Raw genomic sequence first — 17,412 nt, forward strand, 5'->3', positions numbered from 1 at the left:
TCCTCTTAATTATCAACTATCTAGCAATGTTTTGTCTAATTTGAGCCTTCATGAATAATCTAGTAGCATCAAATTCAATGTTTGAAATCATTTCTTCAAACATACGGTAACCAGATTCTTGATATTCAACTAATGGGTTAAGTTGTCCATAACCACGCAAGCCAATTGATTGGCGCAATTGATCCATTGCATCGATATGATCAGTCCAGCGATCATCTACAACACGTAAGATAACAACTTTTTCAAATTCAAGCATTTGACTTGGATCTGATAAAGTGTCTGCCTTATCCTTATAATTTTCTTCTGCTAATTCATATAACTTCTTCTTAAGTTCATCAGCAGTTTGGATATCTTTAAGATTGATTTCGTCTGCAACTTCTTCGTTGGTCAAACTTGAAACGATGAAATCACGAAGAGAATCATTTCTCCAATCTTTCTTTTCACCTTGTGTATACAAATCTACTTGATGGTCAATTGTTCGTTTAACCATTCCCATTAATACAGGTTTAAGAGTCTTGGTCTCTTCAATCACTTGCATTCTTTCGCCATAAATAATTTCACGTTGAATTCTCATAACATCATCGTATTGCAAAGTTTGCTTACGAGTGTCGTAGTTGTTACCTTCAACACGCTTTTGAGCAGATTCAACTTGGCGAGTTATCATTCTTGATTCAATAACCTTATCTTCGTCATTGTCAGAAATTCGGTCTAAGAATACCTTAACACGGTCACCACCAAAACGTTTCATTAAATCATCTTCAAGTGAAAGATAAAAACGTGAGTAACCTGGATCACCTTGACGGCCTGAACGTCCACGAAGCTGATTATCAATTCTTCTTGACTCATGTCTCTCAGTACCAATAACTGCTAAACCGCCTAATTCCTTAACGCCAGGTCCAAGCTTAATATCAGTACCACGACCAGCCATGTTAGTTGCAATTGTAACTGCTCCTCTTTGACCAGCCTTCATAATAATTTCCGCTTCTTTAGCGTGATTCTTTGCGTTCAAAACTGCATGTGGAATATTAGCTTCATCAAGCAAGTGACTCAAACGTTCAGAACTTTCAATTGCAACAGTACCAACCAATACCGGTTGTCCCTTAGCGTGTCGCTTCTTAATTTCTTCTACTACTGCATGGAATTTTGAGTCAAGAGTAGGATAAAGAATATCCGGCATATCTTTTCTTTGAATTGGACGGTTAGTTGGAATCGTGATAACTTGCATGTTGTAAATTTCACGGAATTCTTCTTCTTCAGTCTTAGCAGTACCTGTCATCCCTGATAACTTCTTGTACATTCTAAAGAAGTTTTGGTAAGTAATTGTTGCTTGGGTCTTAGATTCTTCTTGAATCTTAACGCCTTCTTTGGCTTCAATTGCTTGGTGCAAGCCATCTGAATAACGACGGCCTTTCATTACACGGCCAGTAAATGAGTCAACAATTAAAACTTCGCCATCTTGCACAACATAGTCAATATCTTTAAGCATAATGTAGTTTGCACGCAATGCTTGATCAATGTGGTGAACTAAGACTTGGTTTTCGACATCGTACAAGTTCTTAAGACCAAAGTGCTTACATGCTTTAGCAATTCCTTGGCGAGTCAACGAAATTGTCTTAGTTGGCCAGTCAATCTTGTAGTCGCCATAATCTTTGTCATCTTCAACATCGTCATCACTTTTATCTTCAGTTAAAGTCTTAACAAAGCGATCTGCTCGAATGTATTCACCGTTCGCTTGTGCAGCTTCACCAGAAATAATTAATGGAGTTCTGGCTTCATCAATTAAGATTGAGTCTACTTCGTCGATGATAGCGTAATTAAGTGGTCGTTGTACCATTTGTTCTTTGTAAACCACCATGTTATCACGCAAGTAATCGAAACCTAATTCAGCATTAGTTGAATAAGTAACGTCACAATCATATGCTGCACGCTTTTGGTCTGGTGTCATTGAATTTAAGTTCAAGCCTACTGTTAAACCTAACCAGCGGTACAACTGTCCCATTTCTTCTTCGTCACGACTAGAAAGGTATTCGTTAACAGTTACAACGTGAACGCCATCACCAGTTAAAGCATTCAAATACACTGGCATAGTAGCTGTTAAAGTTTTACCTTCACCAGTCATCATTTCGGAAATGTTACCAAAGTGAAGTGAAATACCACCTATGATTTGAACTCTAAATGGAAAAAGCCCCAAAACTCTCTTAGCACCTTCACGACAAGTGGCAAAGGCTTCAGGAAGCAAATCATCTAAAGTTTCTCCCTTTTTCAAACGTTCTCTAAATTCGGTTGTCTTAGCTTGAAGTTCTTCATCAGAAAGCTTGCTATATTCATCTGCATAACCTTCTACTTTGTCAGCTAATTTTTCAAATTTTTTAAGTTCTCTTTTGTCGCTATTGTATAGCTTCTTTAAAATATTTACCATTAAATCGGTCCCTAAATCTAATTTAAAGTCTAAAAATACATATGATATTTTACCATGTTTACCTTGAAAAGAAAAATCTTTCCAATCAAAAACTCCCCAAGGATTTTGTCCTTGAGGAGCAGATGTTTTAATAGTTTATTCGTTTGTTTCAATCAAGCCATAACGTCCATCATTTCTCTTATATACGATGCTAGTACCATTCGTTTCTGCATCTTGAAATACAAAGAAATCATGTTCAAGCATATCCATTTGCAATACTGCTTCTTCAGGATCCATTGGCTTCAAGCTTACTCGCTTATTACGAACAATATCAAATTCTTTTTCAGGCTTCTTTTCTTCGGTTGGAGTTTCAATGAAGAAGTCCTTTATCCCCTTTTCACGACCCTTCCGGTTAACCCGGGTCTTGTATTTTCTGATTTGTCTTTCCAACTTTTCAGAAACAAAGTCGATACTCCGATACATATCATCTGAAGTTTCTTCGGCTCTCAAAACAAGATATGGAAGAGGAATAGTAACTTCAACCTTGGCATTATGATTTTTATAAATCTTTAAGTTAACGTGGGCAATTACGTCTGAATTGAGTTCAAAATATTTTTCAAGCTTTTCTAGGCGCTTTTCAACATAACTTCTCAAAGCATCTGTAACTTCAATATTTTCACCACGAACATTATACTTTAACATAAAAGATTCTCCTTTCTCCACCGAAGTGGATTTTCTTTACACTGTTATTATACCAAAAATGTAAGCACTTGCAAAATCTATCTGCTAATTGTAAAACTTTCAATTTTTACATTTGGATACGCCGTAAAAATTGCATTTCTCGCATGATAAAGTGTTCTACCAGTAGTATAAATATCATCCAACAATAATATTTTACTACCGGTTTTTATTGTAGCGCTGGTTTTGATGTAAAAGGTTTGCGGTGTTTGTAATCTTTCTTGTCGATTTTTTTCGCCTTGGCTTTTTTGCCCATCCACCTTGCTCAAAAATGGACTTAATGGCACTAAGCCATCAAAAACTTCACTAATCGTATCATATCCTCTTTTTTTAATATGACTCTGTGTAGTAGGAATTGGAATATAATAATCTGCATCAAAATTCTTTAATGCTGGACTTGCCAAATACTTCAAAACTTCTTTCATTTGATAATCTCCATAGCGTTTATATGCTACTGACAAATCATGAAAGGCTTGATTATAGTAACAAACCGCTGTATTTTTCAAAAGGATTTTTTCAGCTTTTTGCCAAGCTCGACAATCTCGACATAGTCCATTTTCAACCCTGGGACTTTGGCAGTTACTACATCCCCCAACTACATAACTAAACTTACCTTGACAAGAATGACATAGCTTTTGATTTAAGTCATTAAAAAGTGAAAATATTTTTCTAAAATCCATCTCTGGCAAAAATTTACTATCACACATTAAGCATCTCATCGATTCATCCTCTTTATTTCCTTGATTGCTTCCTTGATATTCTTGGTGTAGCGATGATAACAATAAAGTACTAATCCTGTTGGGTCTTCTTTACTTCTCCCAACTCTCCCTGCTATCTGAACTAAGGAGGCACGAGTATAAATTGGATCATCAGCTGCAACAATAATCACCCAAACATGTGGGAATGTAACTCCTCGTTCTAAAATTGTCGTTGTTACCAATATTTGAGTTTTCTTTGCTCTAAAATTTGCCACTTTATCTATCCGATCTTTATCGGCAGCATGAACCCCTTCAATTGAACAAGTTGTTAATTCTGGAATTTTCTTTAATAAAGCTAAATATATTGGAATTTCAGAGATTTTGGGTACAAACAAAAGTAGCGGATGACCACTTTGGACGACTCGAAGTATTTCTGTTTTTAGTCTATGATTTATGCGCTGTTTACTAATATAAGGACCAATAAAAAGTTTTTCCTTAGGAACTGGTAATTTACCACCATGAAATCGACGCTTTAATAAAGAAAGGCCAATTTTCTTTTGCTTCACTGCTTTAAGTAAATCATCTGGTGGAGTCGCCGTTAAATACAAAATCATCCCTTGCCCTAGTTCTTTAACTGCATTTTTTGCTCCATAATGTAGCATCGGATCCGGAGCATATGGAAATGAATCAACCTCATCAATAATCAACAAATCAAATGTCCGATAAAATTTTAAAAGCTGATGGGTAGTACAAATAACTAATTGATCATTTTTCACATCATTGTATTCTCTTCCATGATATTTTCCAATAACAGTATTTGCAAATGCCGAATTAATTCTAGGATATAATTCATTGACGACATCTATTCTGGGCGTAGCAATTGCTGCTCTTAATCCTTGACTTAGACACTTTTCCAGAACTTTAAATAGCATTTCCGTCTTTCCAGCCCCGGTAACAGCGTGAACTAAATGATTTCTTCTTTGATCAAATGCTTCTAATATTTCTTGAGAAACTCTAGCTTGGTCTGAAGTTAATTTCCCTTTCCAAGTTAAAACTGGCTCTTTTACTGTATAGTTACCTTGACCTTTTAGTCGGAATAAATATTCACCTTCAATACATCTTCCTAATCCAATACAGCGCCGACAATAAAAACGTTTATCCGCTAACTTATCTGTAACTTTTTGACCACATCTTTGGCAGTGGTCATCTTTAATTGTTTCAACTTTGATACAATCTTCAAATATGCTAGAATTTGCTTGATTACTAATCCATTGTCTTCCGGATAAAGGAGTTAAATCTTCCATTTTTTCACCCTCCTTTATTAATTACACGAAAGGATGAGTTTTTTGTCTGAAAAAGAAAATTATTTAACTATTAAAGAAAGTGGTAGCAACGAGTTAACCATTAAAAAAAGTCGTTTTATCACAACAATGGCTAGGGTAACCAACAAAGAAGAAGCTGAAACTTTTGTCAATCAAATATCAAAAAAATATCATGATGCCACACATAATACCTATGCTTATACGATTGGCTTAAATGATGACCAAGTTAAAGCAAGTGACAACGGTGAACCACAAGGAACAGCAGGCGTTGTAGAATTAAGAGCACTACAATTAATGAAGTTAAAAAATGTAGCTGTGGTTGTAACACGATATTTTGGTGGTATCAAGTTAGGGGCCGGGGGCTTAATCCGAGCATATTCCAACTCTGTAACTGAAGCTGCCCAAGCAATTGGCGTTATCAAACGGGTATATCAAGAAGAAATCTACTTTTCTATTCCATATAATCGCCTTGACGAAGTAAATCATTTTTTAGATGAAAATGAGATTTTTGTAGCCCATCGTGAATTTACAACGGATGTAAAATTTACAATTTTTATTGAAGAATCAGATTTAGCCAAATTTGAAAATGAATTAACAGAATTACTTAATGGACAAGTCAATTTTAATAATGGAACCGGAAGATACAACGAAATTCCAGTTAAAGAGATAAATTATCATGAACAAAATTAAAAGTCGCATCGTTTGATGCGACTTTTTACTTATTTTTAGACTTTTTCTTTAATTGTTCTGGTTTTTCCTTACCAAGGTGCCAAACTTGAACTTCAGGTTCATCTTGGCGCGATACATTAATTAAGCCTTGTATCAAATTCAATAGAGGATGATACTTATCTCCAAGTAATCCCACAGATTCAACAAAGAATTCTAAAGCAATCATCAATCCAATTATTAATGGCCAAATTCCCCATGAAGGCGATAATAAGAATAAGAGTGAAATAAAAGAGAAAACTAGAGAAATACCATAGATAGACAAAACTGTTTGCCGATGGCTAAGCCCCATTCTCATTAATTGGTGATGCAAATGGTGCTTATCTGCTTGCGAAATCGGCTTATGATTAAGTTTACGTCTAATCATAGCATAAACAGTATCAGTAATTGGAACCCCTAAAATGATAATCGGTACAATCAATGAAATAAAGGTAACATTTTTTAAGCCTTTCAGTGAGAGAATAGCAATCATAAAGCCGATATACAAAGCTCCAGTATCACCTAAAAAGATTTTAGCAGGATGGAAATTATAAGGTAAAAATCCTAATAATGCTGCTCCCAAAATAAAACAGGCAATTGGGATATATAGGTCCTTGGTATGCAAAAAGAAATACCCTACCACTCCCATAGTTGAAAGTGAAATCAATGAAACACCATCGGCTAACCCATCTAGACCATCAATTAAGTTAACTGCATTAGTCAAAGCCAAAATCCAAAAAATTGTAATTGGTAAACTTAACCAGCCCAATTGAATATGCGGATGGTGCATGAATGGCAAGATTATTTCTTTCATCTTAATTCCAGCCAAGAAATAAATCACTAATGAACCAGCAAGTTGACCAGCAAGCTTTTGGATTGGCTTAAGTTCTAAAATATCATCAACCATCCCGGTCAAGATAATCACGCTTGAGGCAAGTAAAATTGAAAAGGCTTCATGTGTTGGAAACTGTTCTCTTAATAAAACAAATACTCCAATGTTGAAAGTAACGAAAATACCTAATCCACCAATCGTTGGCATTGGTCTTTTATTAACACGGCGAGCATTTGGATTATCGACAGCACCTAAAACAAAAGCTAATCGTCTAATAAATGGAGTTATTAAAGCCGAAATAATCACAAGAAAAAATAATTTAACAATTATTGCAAACATAAAAAATCAACTTTCCAATATTTCTAGCGTTAATTATACAAGTTATTAAGGACTTTAACAAACTAAAATAAAAAGGGCCCTGTATTGGGCCCTTTTATCTTATTTAGCAATTGCCACCGCACGTTTCTCACGTATTACGGTTACTTTGATATTACCTGGATATTCCATTTCTTTTTCAATTTGGTTGCGGATATCCCGAGCTAAAATTGTAGTTCTATCATCTGAAATTTGATCAGGTTTCACCATAACTCTAATTTCACGCCCCGCTTGAATAGCGAAGGCTTGTTCAACCCCTTGATAACCAGTTGCGATTGACTCAAGTTGAGTTAATCTTCTGATATAATTTTCAAGGCTTTCGCTTCGTGCACCAGGTCTTGCAGATGAAATTGTATCAGCTGCAACAACCAATTCTGCAATGAACGACAATTTAGGCACGTCGCCATGATGAGCCGCAATTGCATTTACAACAATGTCGGACTCATGATACTTACGCGCTAATTCAACACCGATTTCCACGTGAGAACCTTCGATATCATGATCGATGGCTTTACCAATATCGTGTAATAATCCTGCGCGAACCGCTAATCTTTCATCTAAACCAAGTTCAGCTGCCATTGTCCCTGTTAGCTTCCCTACTTCAATAGAGTGAGCTAAAACGTTTTGACCATAAGAAGTCCGATATTTTAATCTTCCCAATACTTTAACAAGTTCAGGATGCATCTTATGAATTCCTAACTCAATTAAAGCACCTTCACCTGCTTCATAAATATCATCATTAACTTCCTTGCGGGCCTTATCAACCATCTCTTCAATTCGAGCTGGATGAATTCTACCATCCTTAATTAGACGTTCCATAGCTCTTTTAGCAATTTCACGTCTAATTGGGTCAAAACCACTTAAAGTAACGACTTTTGGAGTATCATCAATAATTAAATCAACCCCAGTTAGAGCTTCAAATGAACGAATATTACGGCCTTCGCGACCAATAATTCTTCCCTTCATTTCCTCATTAGGAAGTTCCACAACTGATACTGTTGTTTCAGCAACAGTATCAGCAGCACTACTTTGAATTGCATCTACCAAAATTTGTCTTGCAAAGCGATCCGCCTTAGCTTGAGCTTGTTCGTTACTATTACGAATTAGCTCTGCTCGCTCACTATCAAGTTCATTTGATAGCTTATCCAAAATAATTTGCTTTGCTTGATCTTTGCTGAGTTCAGACACTTGATATAGTTTTTCTTTTCTCATTTCAAGCAATTCATCGGCATCTTCGTGCTTCTTTTGTAGGTCAATTTCTTGCTGCTTAAGTTGGTCTTGTAGTTGTGTGAGCTGAGCCTCTTTTTGACTCAAATTCTCACTTTTTTCTTGAATTGTATCTTCTTTTTGTTGTAAACGTGCATCTCTATGGGTCAAATCAAGTCTTTGCTGACTAAGCTCATTTTCAGCTTTTTCACGGTAAGCTCGAATTTCTTCTTGAGCTTCCAAGATCTTAGCTTTTTTATTAGTTTCAGCTTCTTGCTTGACTGTATTTGCAGTCTGCTTAGCCATTTCTACTTCAGCTTTAACTGCAGTTAATTTATTATGTGCATTCTCCAAGATGTGCTTGGCATCATTACGTGCATTTTCAGCTTGTTTTTCCCAATGCTTTTTACGAATTAAATATCCGATTACATATCCAATCAAAAGTGAAACAATAGCGACTGCTGCAGGAATTAAATAATCATTCATCATAATCACTATCGTCCTTTTCGAATTATACACACCATATTAATGATAAATTTAACATCTTGAGAAGTCAACTAGAACAAAAAAGACCTAGATTAAAAACCTAGATCTAAATCAATTTCTTTAGGATTTTGAGCTTTTACTGGCCTTATCAATGTCTTGCTCTTTTTCTTGTGCTTCCTTAATTTTTTCAGGATCTTCTTTATCTTCTAAAGATTTAGCATCAATTTCATATGCTTCACGAACCTTAGTCATGAGTTCAGAATATGCTTCTGGGTGTTCTTCAAGATAAGCTTTAGCATTTTCACGGCCTTGGCCAATCTTTTCACCATTATATGAATACCATGAACCTGCTTTATCAACCAAGTCCTTATCAACCGCCATATCAAGCAATTCGCCAGATTGAGAAATGCCTTTCCCATACATAATATCGACTTCGGCCACTTTAAATGGTGGTGCAACCTTATTCTTTACCACTTTAATTTTTACACGATTTCCGACAACGTCGCTAGATTGCTTAATCTGTTCAGCACGTCTAACTTCAAGTCGAATAGTTGAATAAAACTTTAATGCACGTCCACCTGGTGTGGTTTCAGGATTACCAAACATGACCCCAACTTTTTCACGAATTTGATTAATAAAAATAGCGATTGTTTTTGTCTTATTGATATTTCCTGAAAGTTTTCTCAAGGCTTGACTCATTAATCTGGCCTGTAAACCAACGTGTGAGTCCCCCATTTCACCTTCAATTTCAGCTCTAGGAACTAAAGCTGCAACAGAGTCAACAACTAAAATATCAATAGCACCACTAGTAATCAAAGTATCAGCAATTTGAAGTCCTTCTTCACCTGTATTAGGTTGTGACAAAATTAAGGAATCAATATCAACACCAAGTGCTTGCGCATAGGCAGGGTCCATTGCATTTTCAGCATCAATATAAGCTGCTGTACCACCACGTTTTTGAACTTCAGCAACAGCATGAAGTGCGACAGTAGTTTTACCAGATGATTCAGGCCCATATACTTCAACAATTCGTCCGCGAGGATATCCCCCTACGCCAAGAGCTGCATCAAGTGCTAAGGATCCTGTAGGTACAGTTGAAATCTGGGTGTCAACTTTCTCACCCATTCTCATAACAGCACCCTTACCAAAGTTCTTTTCAATTTTCTTTAATGCTGCATCTAAAGCAGCTTGCTTTTCATCTTTAGCCAAAGTTTTTCCTCCTTAAGCCGTTTACCTTATAATTATACTTTCTTTTCATTCAAAAAAGCAAGAAAAATTCGAACAGATGTTTTAAAAATCACCTTTCAATTATAATATACGTAATTTTTTTAGATTTTAACTTTAAAAATAAAAAAATCCACATTTAATGTGGATTTTTTACTAAAGTTCACCCTTAAAAACATCTCTTGATTGGTAGAAATAGTCCCATCCAGAATAAATGGTGAAAATTAAGCAGAGGTAAAGTAACACAGTACCGATATAATAGATGTCACCCAATAACAAAAAGATTATTGATAACATTTGAGTCGCGGTTTTAATTTTACCTGGCATCTTGGCAGCGAGAACTTCACCATCCATTTCAACCAATAATAATCTCAAGCCAGTAACCGCTAATTCACGGCATACGATAATTGCAATAACCCAGCTTGGAGCTAAATTCATACTTACCATGAATATAAAAGCAGTCATAACGAGCATTTTATCAGCTAAAGGATCAGCGAATTTACCAAAGTTAGTAACTAAGCCTCGAGCTCTAGCGATATGTCCATCTAAATAGTCTGTATATGATGCAACAGCAAAAATAACTGCTGCCAAAATATGACTAAAAGTAATATTGGTTTCAAGGACTTGCAATTGTCCTGCTGGGAAATTAAAAATCAATACCAGCATAAAAACTGGAATTAAGATAATTCTAAAAACTGTAAGACGATTTGGTAAATTCATTCTTCTTAACGTTGGCCCCCATTATTTTGACCGTTAGCAGTACCACCTTGGTTAGCATTGCCAGTATTATTATTTTGAGTAGTAGTTTGGCCAGTATTTGATTGACCTGAGTTGGTAGTTTGATTAGTAGTAGTTTGACTTGATTGAACAGTTGATTGGTTAGTTTGATTATTTGTAACCTGACTTTGAGTTTGACTACTGTTTTGGCTGTAATTATTGTAGTTTGAACTAGTATTATTTTGAGAACTTGAAGCGCTCGCACTACCTAACGTTAAACGCAAGCTCAAGCTTGAACCACCGGCAGTATAAGGAACTTTCTTACCACCAATTGTAACTTTAGTACCAGTATCGCTAGATAAGTAAACAACAACTGATTCAGTACCTTTTGGAATAGTGATTGTATGCTTACCTGATTCTGAAATACTACCACTCCATTCAGTACTTCCATCAATAGTAACGTATGAAGTAATACTATTGTCACCAGCATAAATGACTAACTTTCGGTCGCTCTTTAAACCGGTAACGCGATATGAGCCATAACCCAATCTGTTAATTTTAACGGTACTCTTTTCATGCTTACTTTCTTTCTTAGTTGAAGAAGATGATGATTCAGATTGAGATGAAACTGTTACTCCTGAATCAACATTGTTATCAGCTTGATTTGAACTACCACTAAATAAAGAAGTTACAAGCATGTATACAACAACGATAGCAATGACAACACCTGCCCCCAAAACAATCTTGGGCATGTAGTTTTGAAGCATCCCCTTCTTGCTGTTAGTTGTCTTCTTGACTTCTTCGGTTTTGTTGTCAATTGAATTTTCAACGTATTCTTCACTCTTAGTTTCAGGAACTTCATGGTGATATTCAGCTAATAACTCTTTACCATCTAATCCTACAACTTGAGCATATTGACGAATGAAAGCTCGAACATAAAAGTCACCAGGTAATTTATCAAAATCACTATTTTCAATTGCAGTTAAATATCTGCTTTGAATTTTGGTTGTTTTTTCAACATCGGCAATAGACAAGCCCATTGCTTCTCTAGCACTGCGTAGTTTTTCTCCGATATCTGACATAATAACCCCTTATATCTAAAAAATTAACAAATTGAGTATACCATAAAATTTGACTATACAAGCCATCCACCTGAAATATAAATTGTTTGTCCAGTTAAATAGTCACTTTCCGGGCGCAATAAATTAGCAACCCAGTAGCTTATATCATCTCCTTTTGCCAATCGACCAGCTGGAATTTCTTCCTTGACTTCATTTAGTGTTTCCTCAGAAAAAATTGAATTCATTGCTGTATCAACTGCTCCAGGCGCCAAACAATTTACAGTTAAGTGACTTGATGCAACTTCACGAGCATAGCTTTGACAAAATCTTGATAAAGCAGCCTTACTTGCACTATAGGCAGATTCAAGTGGACTACCTTGTCCACCATAGACAGAGCCTAAATAAATTAATCTAGAATGATCATACCTTAGTAAAATCGGCTCAAGTAACTTAGTTAGCTTCAAAGGTGTGAGTAAATTTACCTTCATTTCCTGGTCAAAATTATCTAGCTCTTGCTCACCAAAAAAGCCAAAATGCGTTATTCCTTGTGCAAAAATTGCCGCATTTATCGGTAATAGACTGAAACAAAAAGATTCCAAGTCTTGATTACTAACTAAAAAATCCAACTTAATAGTTAAGAAATCTTGCATAGGATATTGCTTGGTTAGTTTCTCTGCAAGCAAATCTGCTTTCTCTTGGTTATGGCTGTAATGAATATAAAGTGACCAGCCATTAGCTGCCAATTCACCACAAATTGACTGCCCTATTCCGCCAGTAGCTCCAAAAACTATTGCTCTTTTCACTTATATCATCCTTGCATCATTATCAGCAATTATATAACACATCTTGCTCTTATCAATAACTTCATCAACAAAATTAGCATAATCGTTAAACTTCACTTGACCTGCCTGGCGCACAAAATCTAAATAATCTTCACCCTTTAGTGAAAAAGCTAAGAACTGATTTGCCAGTGCTTCGAGTGAGTCATAACTGCGAATTTCATTCCCTAATCCGCTTTTTAACAATAAGTCAAATTGAGCTTTAGCTTGATTGAGTGATTTTATTGGCTTTTTCAATAATTTTGTTATATCAGAAACTACTTTTTGATAATTAGCACTAAATCCTGAAATTATAGCAAAATTTCCATAACCAGTTGTTGTTATTTCTACTGATAATGGATTATTTAAATCACCATTGTTTATAGCTTCTTGCATGTAGCTACTCAATTCACCTATTTTTGATTCTATCATTATATTTAGCAAAAACTCTGCTATCTCGCCCTGATATAACATTTTCTTAAAATCTGGTAATAATAACCCTAAACTAAATCCACTAGTGGCCAAATCTAATGATAGTTTACGATTGGATAACTTCCCCACTTCAATCTTAGGCTTATTTTTGGAATACTTTTTTGGAGAAAGCATTTTTGAATATTCTTTTGTAAGATGTTCAATTTGCTTAATGGCATAATCACTAAAATCTCCAACCGCAATAAATTCCATATTACCTGAAGTATAAAAATTTTGATAACTTTCTTTCAAACTATCTGCAGAAATACTAGCAATATCTTTCTTATTGCCAACAATATCAATTCCTAAATTGTTATTAAATAATTCACTCATTAGAGCATTATTTAAATTAACCAATGGCTGATTTAAATACATTGCGGCTTCTTCTTGAATAATAGCGCGCTCTTTTTCAATTGAGTTCAGGCTAAAATATGGCTGACTAACAACTTGAAACAACAAATCAATAATTCTTTTAGTATTCTTATTGCCACGAGCATAGAAGACCGTACGATCAAAAGTAGTATAGGCGTTATTAAAGGCTTGAATTTTAGTAAACTCTTTACCGATATTGCCTGTATCCTTATTGAACAATTGATGCTCTAAAAAATGAGCTGTCCCAGGTATCTGCGGGTCAGCCGAGCCAAAATTTACCCCAATTGCAAAAAAATGTTCTTTAAAACCAGGTCTTAAAACTATTTGGGTAGTAAAGCCATTCTTAAAAACTTTTTTTATTGTTTGAATTTTTCTCATTTTAAATAATAACTTTCAGTTAATGTCATCTTTTTAGCTAATTTTGATAAATCAGCTTTTTTGATACTCTTTATGCAGATTTCATTATCAACAATGTATTGTGGGAGCAATAAGTCTTGCATTTTTTTAGTAACTCGAAAAAATGGACTATCTTGCCCATTTTCAATTAAAGTTAAATAATTTTGCTTTACACTTTTTAGCAAATCTCCATCAACATTGCCTAATTGTAAGTTCTGAATTTCATCTTTGATTATTTCAATTCCAGCTGACATTTTTTCGTGATTCAAGCCTGCTGAAACTAATAAAAGAGAATTGTTAACATATGCATCTGCTCGAACATAATATGCAGCACCTAACTTTTCTCTGACTTTAGCAAATAAAATTGAGTTATCAAGACCACCCAAATATATTGCCAAAATTTTAGCAATCTTTCTTTCACGTGCATTTAATTCCGAATCAAAGCCAAAACCTAAGTTAACAATTGCTTGAGACAAGTTCTTTTCTTCAGTTTTGACAACTGGATCAGGCAAACTAGCGATAACCAAATCATTAGCACTAAAATCACGTTTTAAGCTGTATTCAGACAATTTGTCAATCAATAATTGACTTAAAGCATCTGAATTAACACCTATTCCAAAAATGGCTGCCGGTGATTTTTTTAGACTTTCAAAAAAGCGTCTAAGACTTTCAACATCCGCCGCTAAGATTTCGCTGATAGGTCCCATAAAACCATAGGTATAATCGCGTTCTTGATGATACCATTTCTTAAAAAATTGTTCAGTGGCATAATTCTCTGGATCACTCATTGCAAGTTGATAATCTTCTGCTAATTGCCTCTGACTATATGAAATAGCATCAGCACTAAAATTAGGTTTCAGAACCAACTCACAAAACAAATCAACAATCGCTTGATAATTATATTCTGCATCGAGTAATTCAAGCGGTTCAAGATAATTTAACGTATAGCGAATTAGTAACTGACATCCATAAATCTCAGTATTAAAATTTATCCGTACATTATAGTTTTGCTCTAAAACGGTGTTCAAAGCTGTAATATTAGGGTACTTTTCACTTGAATTCGACTGTAGATTCGTCAACAAGTTTGCAAAAGCTAAGTTATGAGCAGTCAAAGGTAGCTTGAAATAAAGTGAAATTATTCCCGTTGCAAAATTTTTATTTTCATCAATAAAGATACTTGCATTCTGTAACTTATTGCTTAGCATTATTGCCCTCCGCACTTGTAATCAATACTTGTCTAGGTTTTGAACCTTCTGATGGGCCAACGACACCTCGAGCCTCCATTTGGTCTATTATTCTAGCCGCCCGATTATAACCAATTCTAAAACGACGCTGTAACATCGATACACTAGCTGATTGTTGCTTAACTACTAGTTCAACAGCTTGACCATATAATTCATCTTCTTCATCGGCTGCAGGATTACCAGAATCTGATTCTGCGCCTTTTTGCGGAATCATGTCTTCATTGTATTGAGCTTGTTGTTGTTGCTTCACAAATTCAACCACACGTTCAACTTCTTCAACTGAAATATATGCTCCTTGAACACGTTCAGGCTTAGCTGCTCCAATTGGCAAGTAAAGCATATCGCCTCGTCCCAAAAGCTTTTCAGCACCTACTTGATCTAAAATTGTACGTGAGTCAACTCCACTAGATACTGCAAATGAAATTCTAGAAGGTACATTAGCCTTAATCAAGCCAGTAATAACATCAACACTTGGTCTTTGTGTAGCCAAAATCATATGAATACCAGCCGCTCTTGCCATTTGTCCTAAACGGACAATTGCATCTTCCACATCATGACCACCAACCATCATAAGGTCACTCAATTCATCAACCACAACTAAAATAAATGGCAACTTATTCATTACTGGTTTAGTCTTATCAGCGTTATTTTGTTCAACTTTTTCGTTATATTCAGTAATATTGCGAACCCCACCAGCAGCAAATAACTTATAACGTCGTTCCATTTCTTTTACTGTTTTATGCAACGCGTTCGCAGCCAATTTAGCATCCGTTACGACTGGAATTAAAAGATGCGGAACACCTGCATAAACAGATAATTCCACCATCTTGGGATCAATCAAAACCAATTTAACGTCATCTGGATAACTCTTCATTAAAATACTCGTTAACATTGTGTTAATAGCGACTGACTTACCAGAACCAGTTGAACCTGCAATTAACAAGTGAGGCATCTTAGTTAAATTAGTAGAAACAATTGCACCAGTTACATCTTTTCCTAGTGGAACATCCAATGGATTAGCCTTTGACTTTTCATCTTGGTGTAGCATAACATCCTTAAATGAAACAGAACTAGTAGTTTTATTAGGGACTTCAATTCCGACTAAAGGCTTTCCAGGAATTGGAGCTTCAATTCTAATGTCTTTAGCAGCCAAGGCTAACGCAAGGTCATCACTTAGATTTACAATTTTAGAAACCTTGACCCCAATTGCAGGTTGAACCTCATATCGGGTTATTGTTGGACCCAAAATTGCTTTTTTAACAACAACTTCTACCCCGAAACTCTTAAAGGTCGACTCCAAAATCTGAGTGTTTTTTCTAATTAAGTCTTGATCACCAGATTGATCTACCTTTTTTATTGGAGCAAGCAGATTCAGAGAGGGTTTAGTATAGTCTTTATGATTAGTATCGGGTTGAGAACTCGATTCTTTTTCTAATTCTGCTTTAGCATGCTCTTGCAGCATCTTTTGGTCTTCTGCTTCAAAGGCATGTGATTTAGGTAATTCATCCGTATAATCTTCTGTATCTGCTGGGGCTTGCTCTTTGACTTGATTTTTTTTGTTATCAGGAAAATCAAAAATTACATCATCATTTTCCTTAGTCTCTGTTTTTTTATTCGTATCAAAAACATCAGTGTCAGGGAAGGTATCATCAGTATTAGCTAAAGGATCTTGCAATTTTTCCCGATTGTCAGACTTTTTTTGCAAATATGCATCTTTAGCTTCGCCATACTTGTCGATGATTTTAGCTCCAGCATCTTTGTTTTTCTCGATAACCTTTTGACTTACAGATTGGAAGCCATGTAAGACTTGTAAAAACTTAACATCAAAAAACATTAAAAAACCAACTATTATCCCAATAATAGCCAGCAAAGTAACCCCTAATTTACCAAATAGTGAATACATTGGAGTATAAACTAAAGTTCCTAGCATACCACCGCCAACATTGGTAGTAATATTAGCCCGTCCAAATTCACTTTCAATAGCTTTAATAAAAACATTAAAAAAGCCGTTATAAACAAATTCATGATCAAAATATTGACTTGCTAGTTCTACTATTAAACTTAAATATGCTAAAACAAGACCAAAATTGCGTTTAAAACCTAAGCGAGGGGGCTTAGAATAAATCAGCATCACAAAACCAAAGATAAAGAATAAGCCAGCCATAATTAAATAGCTGTCACCTACAAACAGGCGTAAGATATTTGCTAATTGTTTACCAATTAAGCCTAACTTGGCAAAAGTAAACATCGCATAAACGACGAGAACGATGCCAAAAACAGCCCATCTCAGCTCACGTTGTGAAACTGACGTTTTACTGGCTTTCTTTCTCCTTCTTGGCATGTTTCTTT

14 protein-coding genes are annotated in these 17,412 nt (G+C 35.3%); 1 reads left to right on the top strand and 13 read right to left on the bottom strand.

The features are described 5' to 3' along the window. Positions 1 to 16: 16 nt before the first annotated feature. The 4 genes from secA to H628_RS0100870 form a co-directional block, all read right to left on the bottom strand. Entirely contained in the window at positions 17 to 2,419 is a 2,403-nt protein-coding gene (gene secA, locus H628_RS0100855; protein WP_027824744.1) for a preprotein translocase subunit SecA, read from the bottom strand. Between the two features lie 135 nt (positions 2,420 to 2,554). Next, positions 2,555 to 3,100: a ribosome hibernation-promoting factor, HPF/YfiA family gene (hpf, locus tag H628_RS0100860; RefSeq protein ID WP_027824745.1), complete on the bottom strand. Its 546-nt coding sequence runs from the start codon at positions 3,098 to 3,100 to the stop codon at positions 2,555 to 2,557. Between the two features lie 77 nt (positions 3,101 to 3,177). Next, positions 3,178 to 3,843, bottom strand: coding sequence for a ComF family protein (locus H628_RS0100865; RefSeq protein WP_338042800.1), 666 nt, complete (start codon positions 3,841 to 3,843; stop codon positions 3,178 to 3,180). Between the two features lie 8 nt (positions 3,844 to 3,851). Then, positions 3,852 to 5,138 carry an ATP-dependent helicase ComFA gene (locus H628_RS0100870; RefSeq protein WP_027824747.1) on the bottom strand — a complete coding sequence of 429 codons (1,287 nt, stop codon included), beginning with the start codon at positions 5,136 to 5,138 and terminating at the stop codon, positions 3,852 to 3,854. A 42-nt stretch (positions 5,139 to 5,180) separates the two neighbouring features. Between H628_RS0100870 and H628_RS0100875 the strand changes: the two genes are divergently transcribed. Beyond that, entirely contained in the window at positions 5,181 to 5,846 is a 666-nt protein-coding gene (locus H628_RS0100875) for a YigZ family protein (protein ID WP_027824748.1), read from the top strand. Positions 5,847 to 5,871: 25 nt separating this feature from the next. Here H628_RS0100875 and H628_RS0100880 read toward each other — a convergent pair whose 3' ends face one another. The 9 genes from H628_RS0100880 to H628_RS0100920 all read right to left on the bottom strand — a co-directional run bounded on the left by H628_RS0100880 (position 5,872) and on the right by H628_RS0100920 (position 17,404). After that, positions 5,872 to 7,032 (bottom strand): glycosyltransferase family 4 protein, encoded by a 1,161-nt coding sequence (locus H628_RS0100880; protein WP_027824749.1) that lies wholly within the window; start codon positions 7,030 to 7,032, stop codon positions 5,872 to 5,874. A 99-nt stretch (positions 7,033 to 7,131) separates the two neighbouring features. Next, positions 7,132 to 8,763: a ribonuclease Y gene (rny, locus tag H628_RS0100885; RefSeq protein ID WP_027824750.1), complete on the bottom strand. Its 1,632-nt coding sequence runs from the start codon at positions 8,761 to 8,763 to the stop codon at positions 7,132 to 7,134. Between the two features lie 117 nt (positions 8,764 to 8,880). Then, positions 8,881 to 9,969 carry a recombinase RecA gene (gene recA / locus H628_RS0100890; protein ID WP_027824751.1) on the bottom strand — a complete coding sequence of 363 codons (1,089 nt, stop codon included), beginning with the start codon at positions 9,967 to 9,969 and terminating at the stop codon, positions 8,881 to 8,883. A gap of 171 nt (positions 9,970 to 10,140) precedes the next feature. After that, positions 10,141 to 10,704, bottom strand: a complete 564-nt coding sequence (gene pgsA, locus H628_RS0100895) for a CDP-diacylglycerol--glycerol-3-phosphate 3-phosphatidyltransferase (protein ID WP_027824752.1) — start codon at positions 10,702 to 10,704, stop codon at positions 10,141 to 10,143. Positions 10,705 to 10,709: 5 nt separating this feature from the next. Then, complete coding sequence (locus H628_RS0100900; protein WP_027824753.1) at positions 10,710 to 11,783, bottom strand: helix-turn-helix domain-containing protein; 1,074 nt, start codon at positions 11,781 to 11,783, stop codon at positions 10,710 to 10,712. Between the two features lie 53 nt (positions 11,784 to 11,836). Next, the gene (ymfI, locus tag H628_RS0100905; protein WP_027824754.1) at positions 11,837 to 12,565 is read right to left on the bottom strand and encodes an elongation factor P 5-aminopentanone reductase; all 729 of its coding nucleotides are present in this window, start codon (positions 12,563 to 12,565) and stop codon (positions 11,837 to 11,839) included. After that, a complete protein-coding gene (locus H628_RS07155) occupies positions 12,566 to 13,801 on the bottom strand; it encodes a M16 family metallopeptidase (protein ID WP_051237951.1) in 1,236 nt (411 codons plus the stop codon). Further along, positions 13,798 to 15,024 carry a M16 family metallopeptidase gene (locus tag H628_RS0100915; RefSeq protein ID WP_034538067.1) on the bottom strand — a complete coding sequence of 409 codons (1,227 nt, stop codon included), beginning with the start codon at positions 15,022 to 15,024 and terminating at the stop codon, positions 13,798 to 13,800. The genes H628_RS07155 and H628_RS0100915 overlap by 4 nt, the downstream gene beginning before the upstream one ends. After that, entirely contained in the window at positions 15,011 to 17,404 is a 2,394-nt protein-coding gene (locus H628_RS0100920; protein WP_027824756.1) for an FtsK/SpoIIIE family DNA translocase, read from the bottom strand. The genes H628_RS0100915 and H628_RS0100920 overlap by 14 nt, the downstream gene beginning before the upstream one ends. Positions 17,405 to 17,412 lie beyond the last annotated feature (8 nt).

Origin of the sequence: Lactobacillus psittaci DSM 15354 (assembly GCF_000425905.1) — a bacterium.
Lineage (GTDB): Bacteria > Bacillota > Bacilli > Lactobacillales > Lactobacillaceae > Lactobacillus > Lactobacillus psittaci.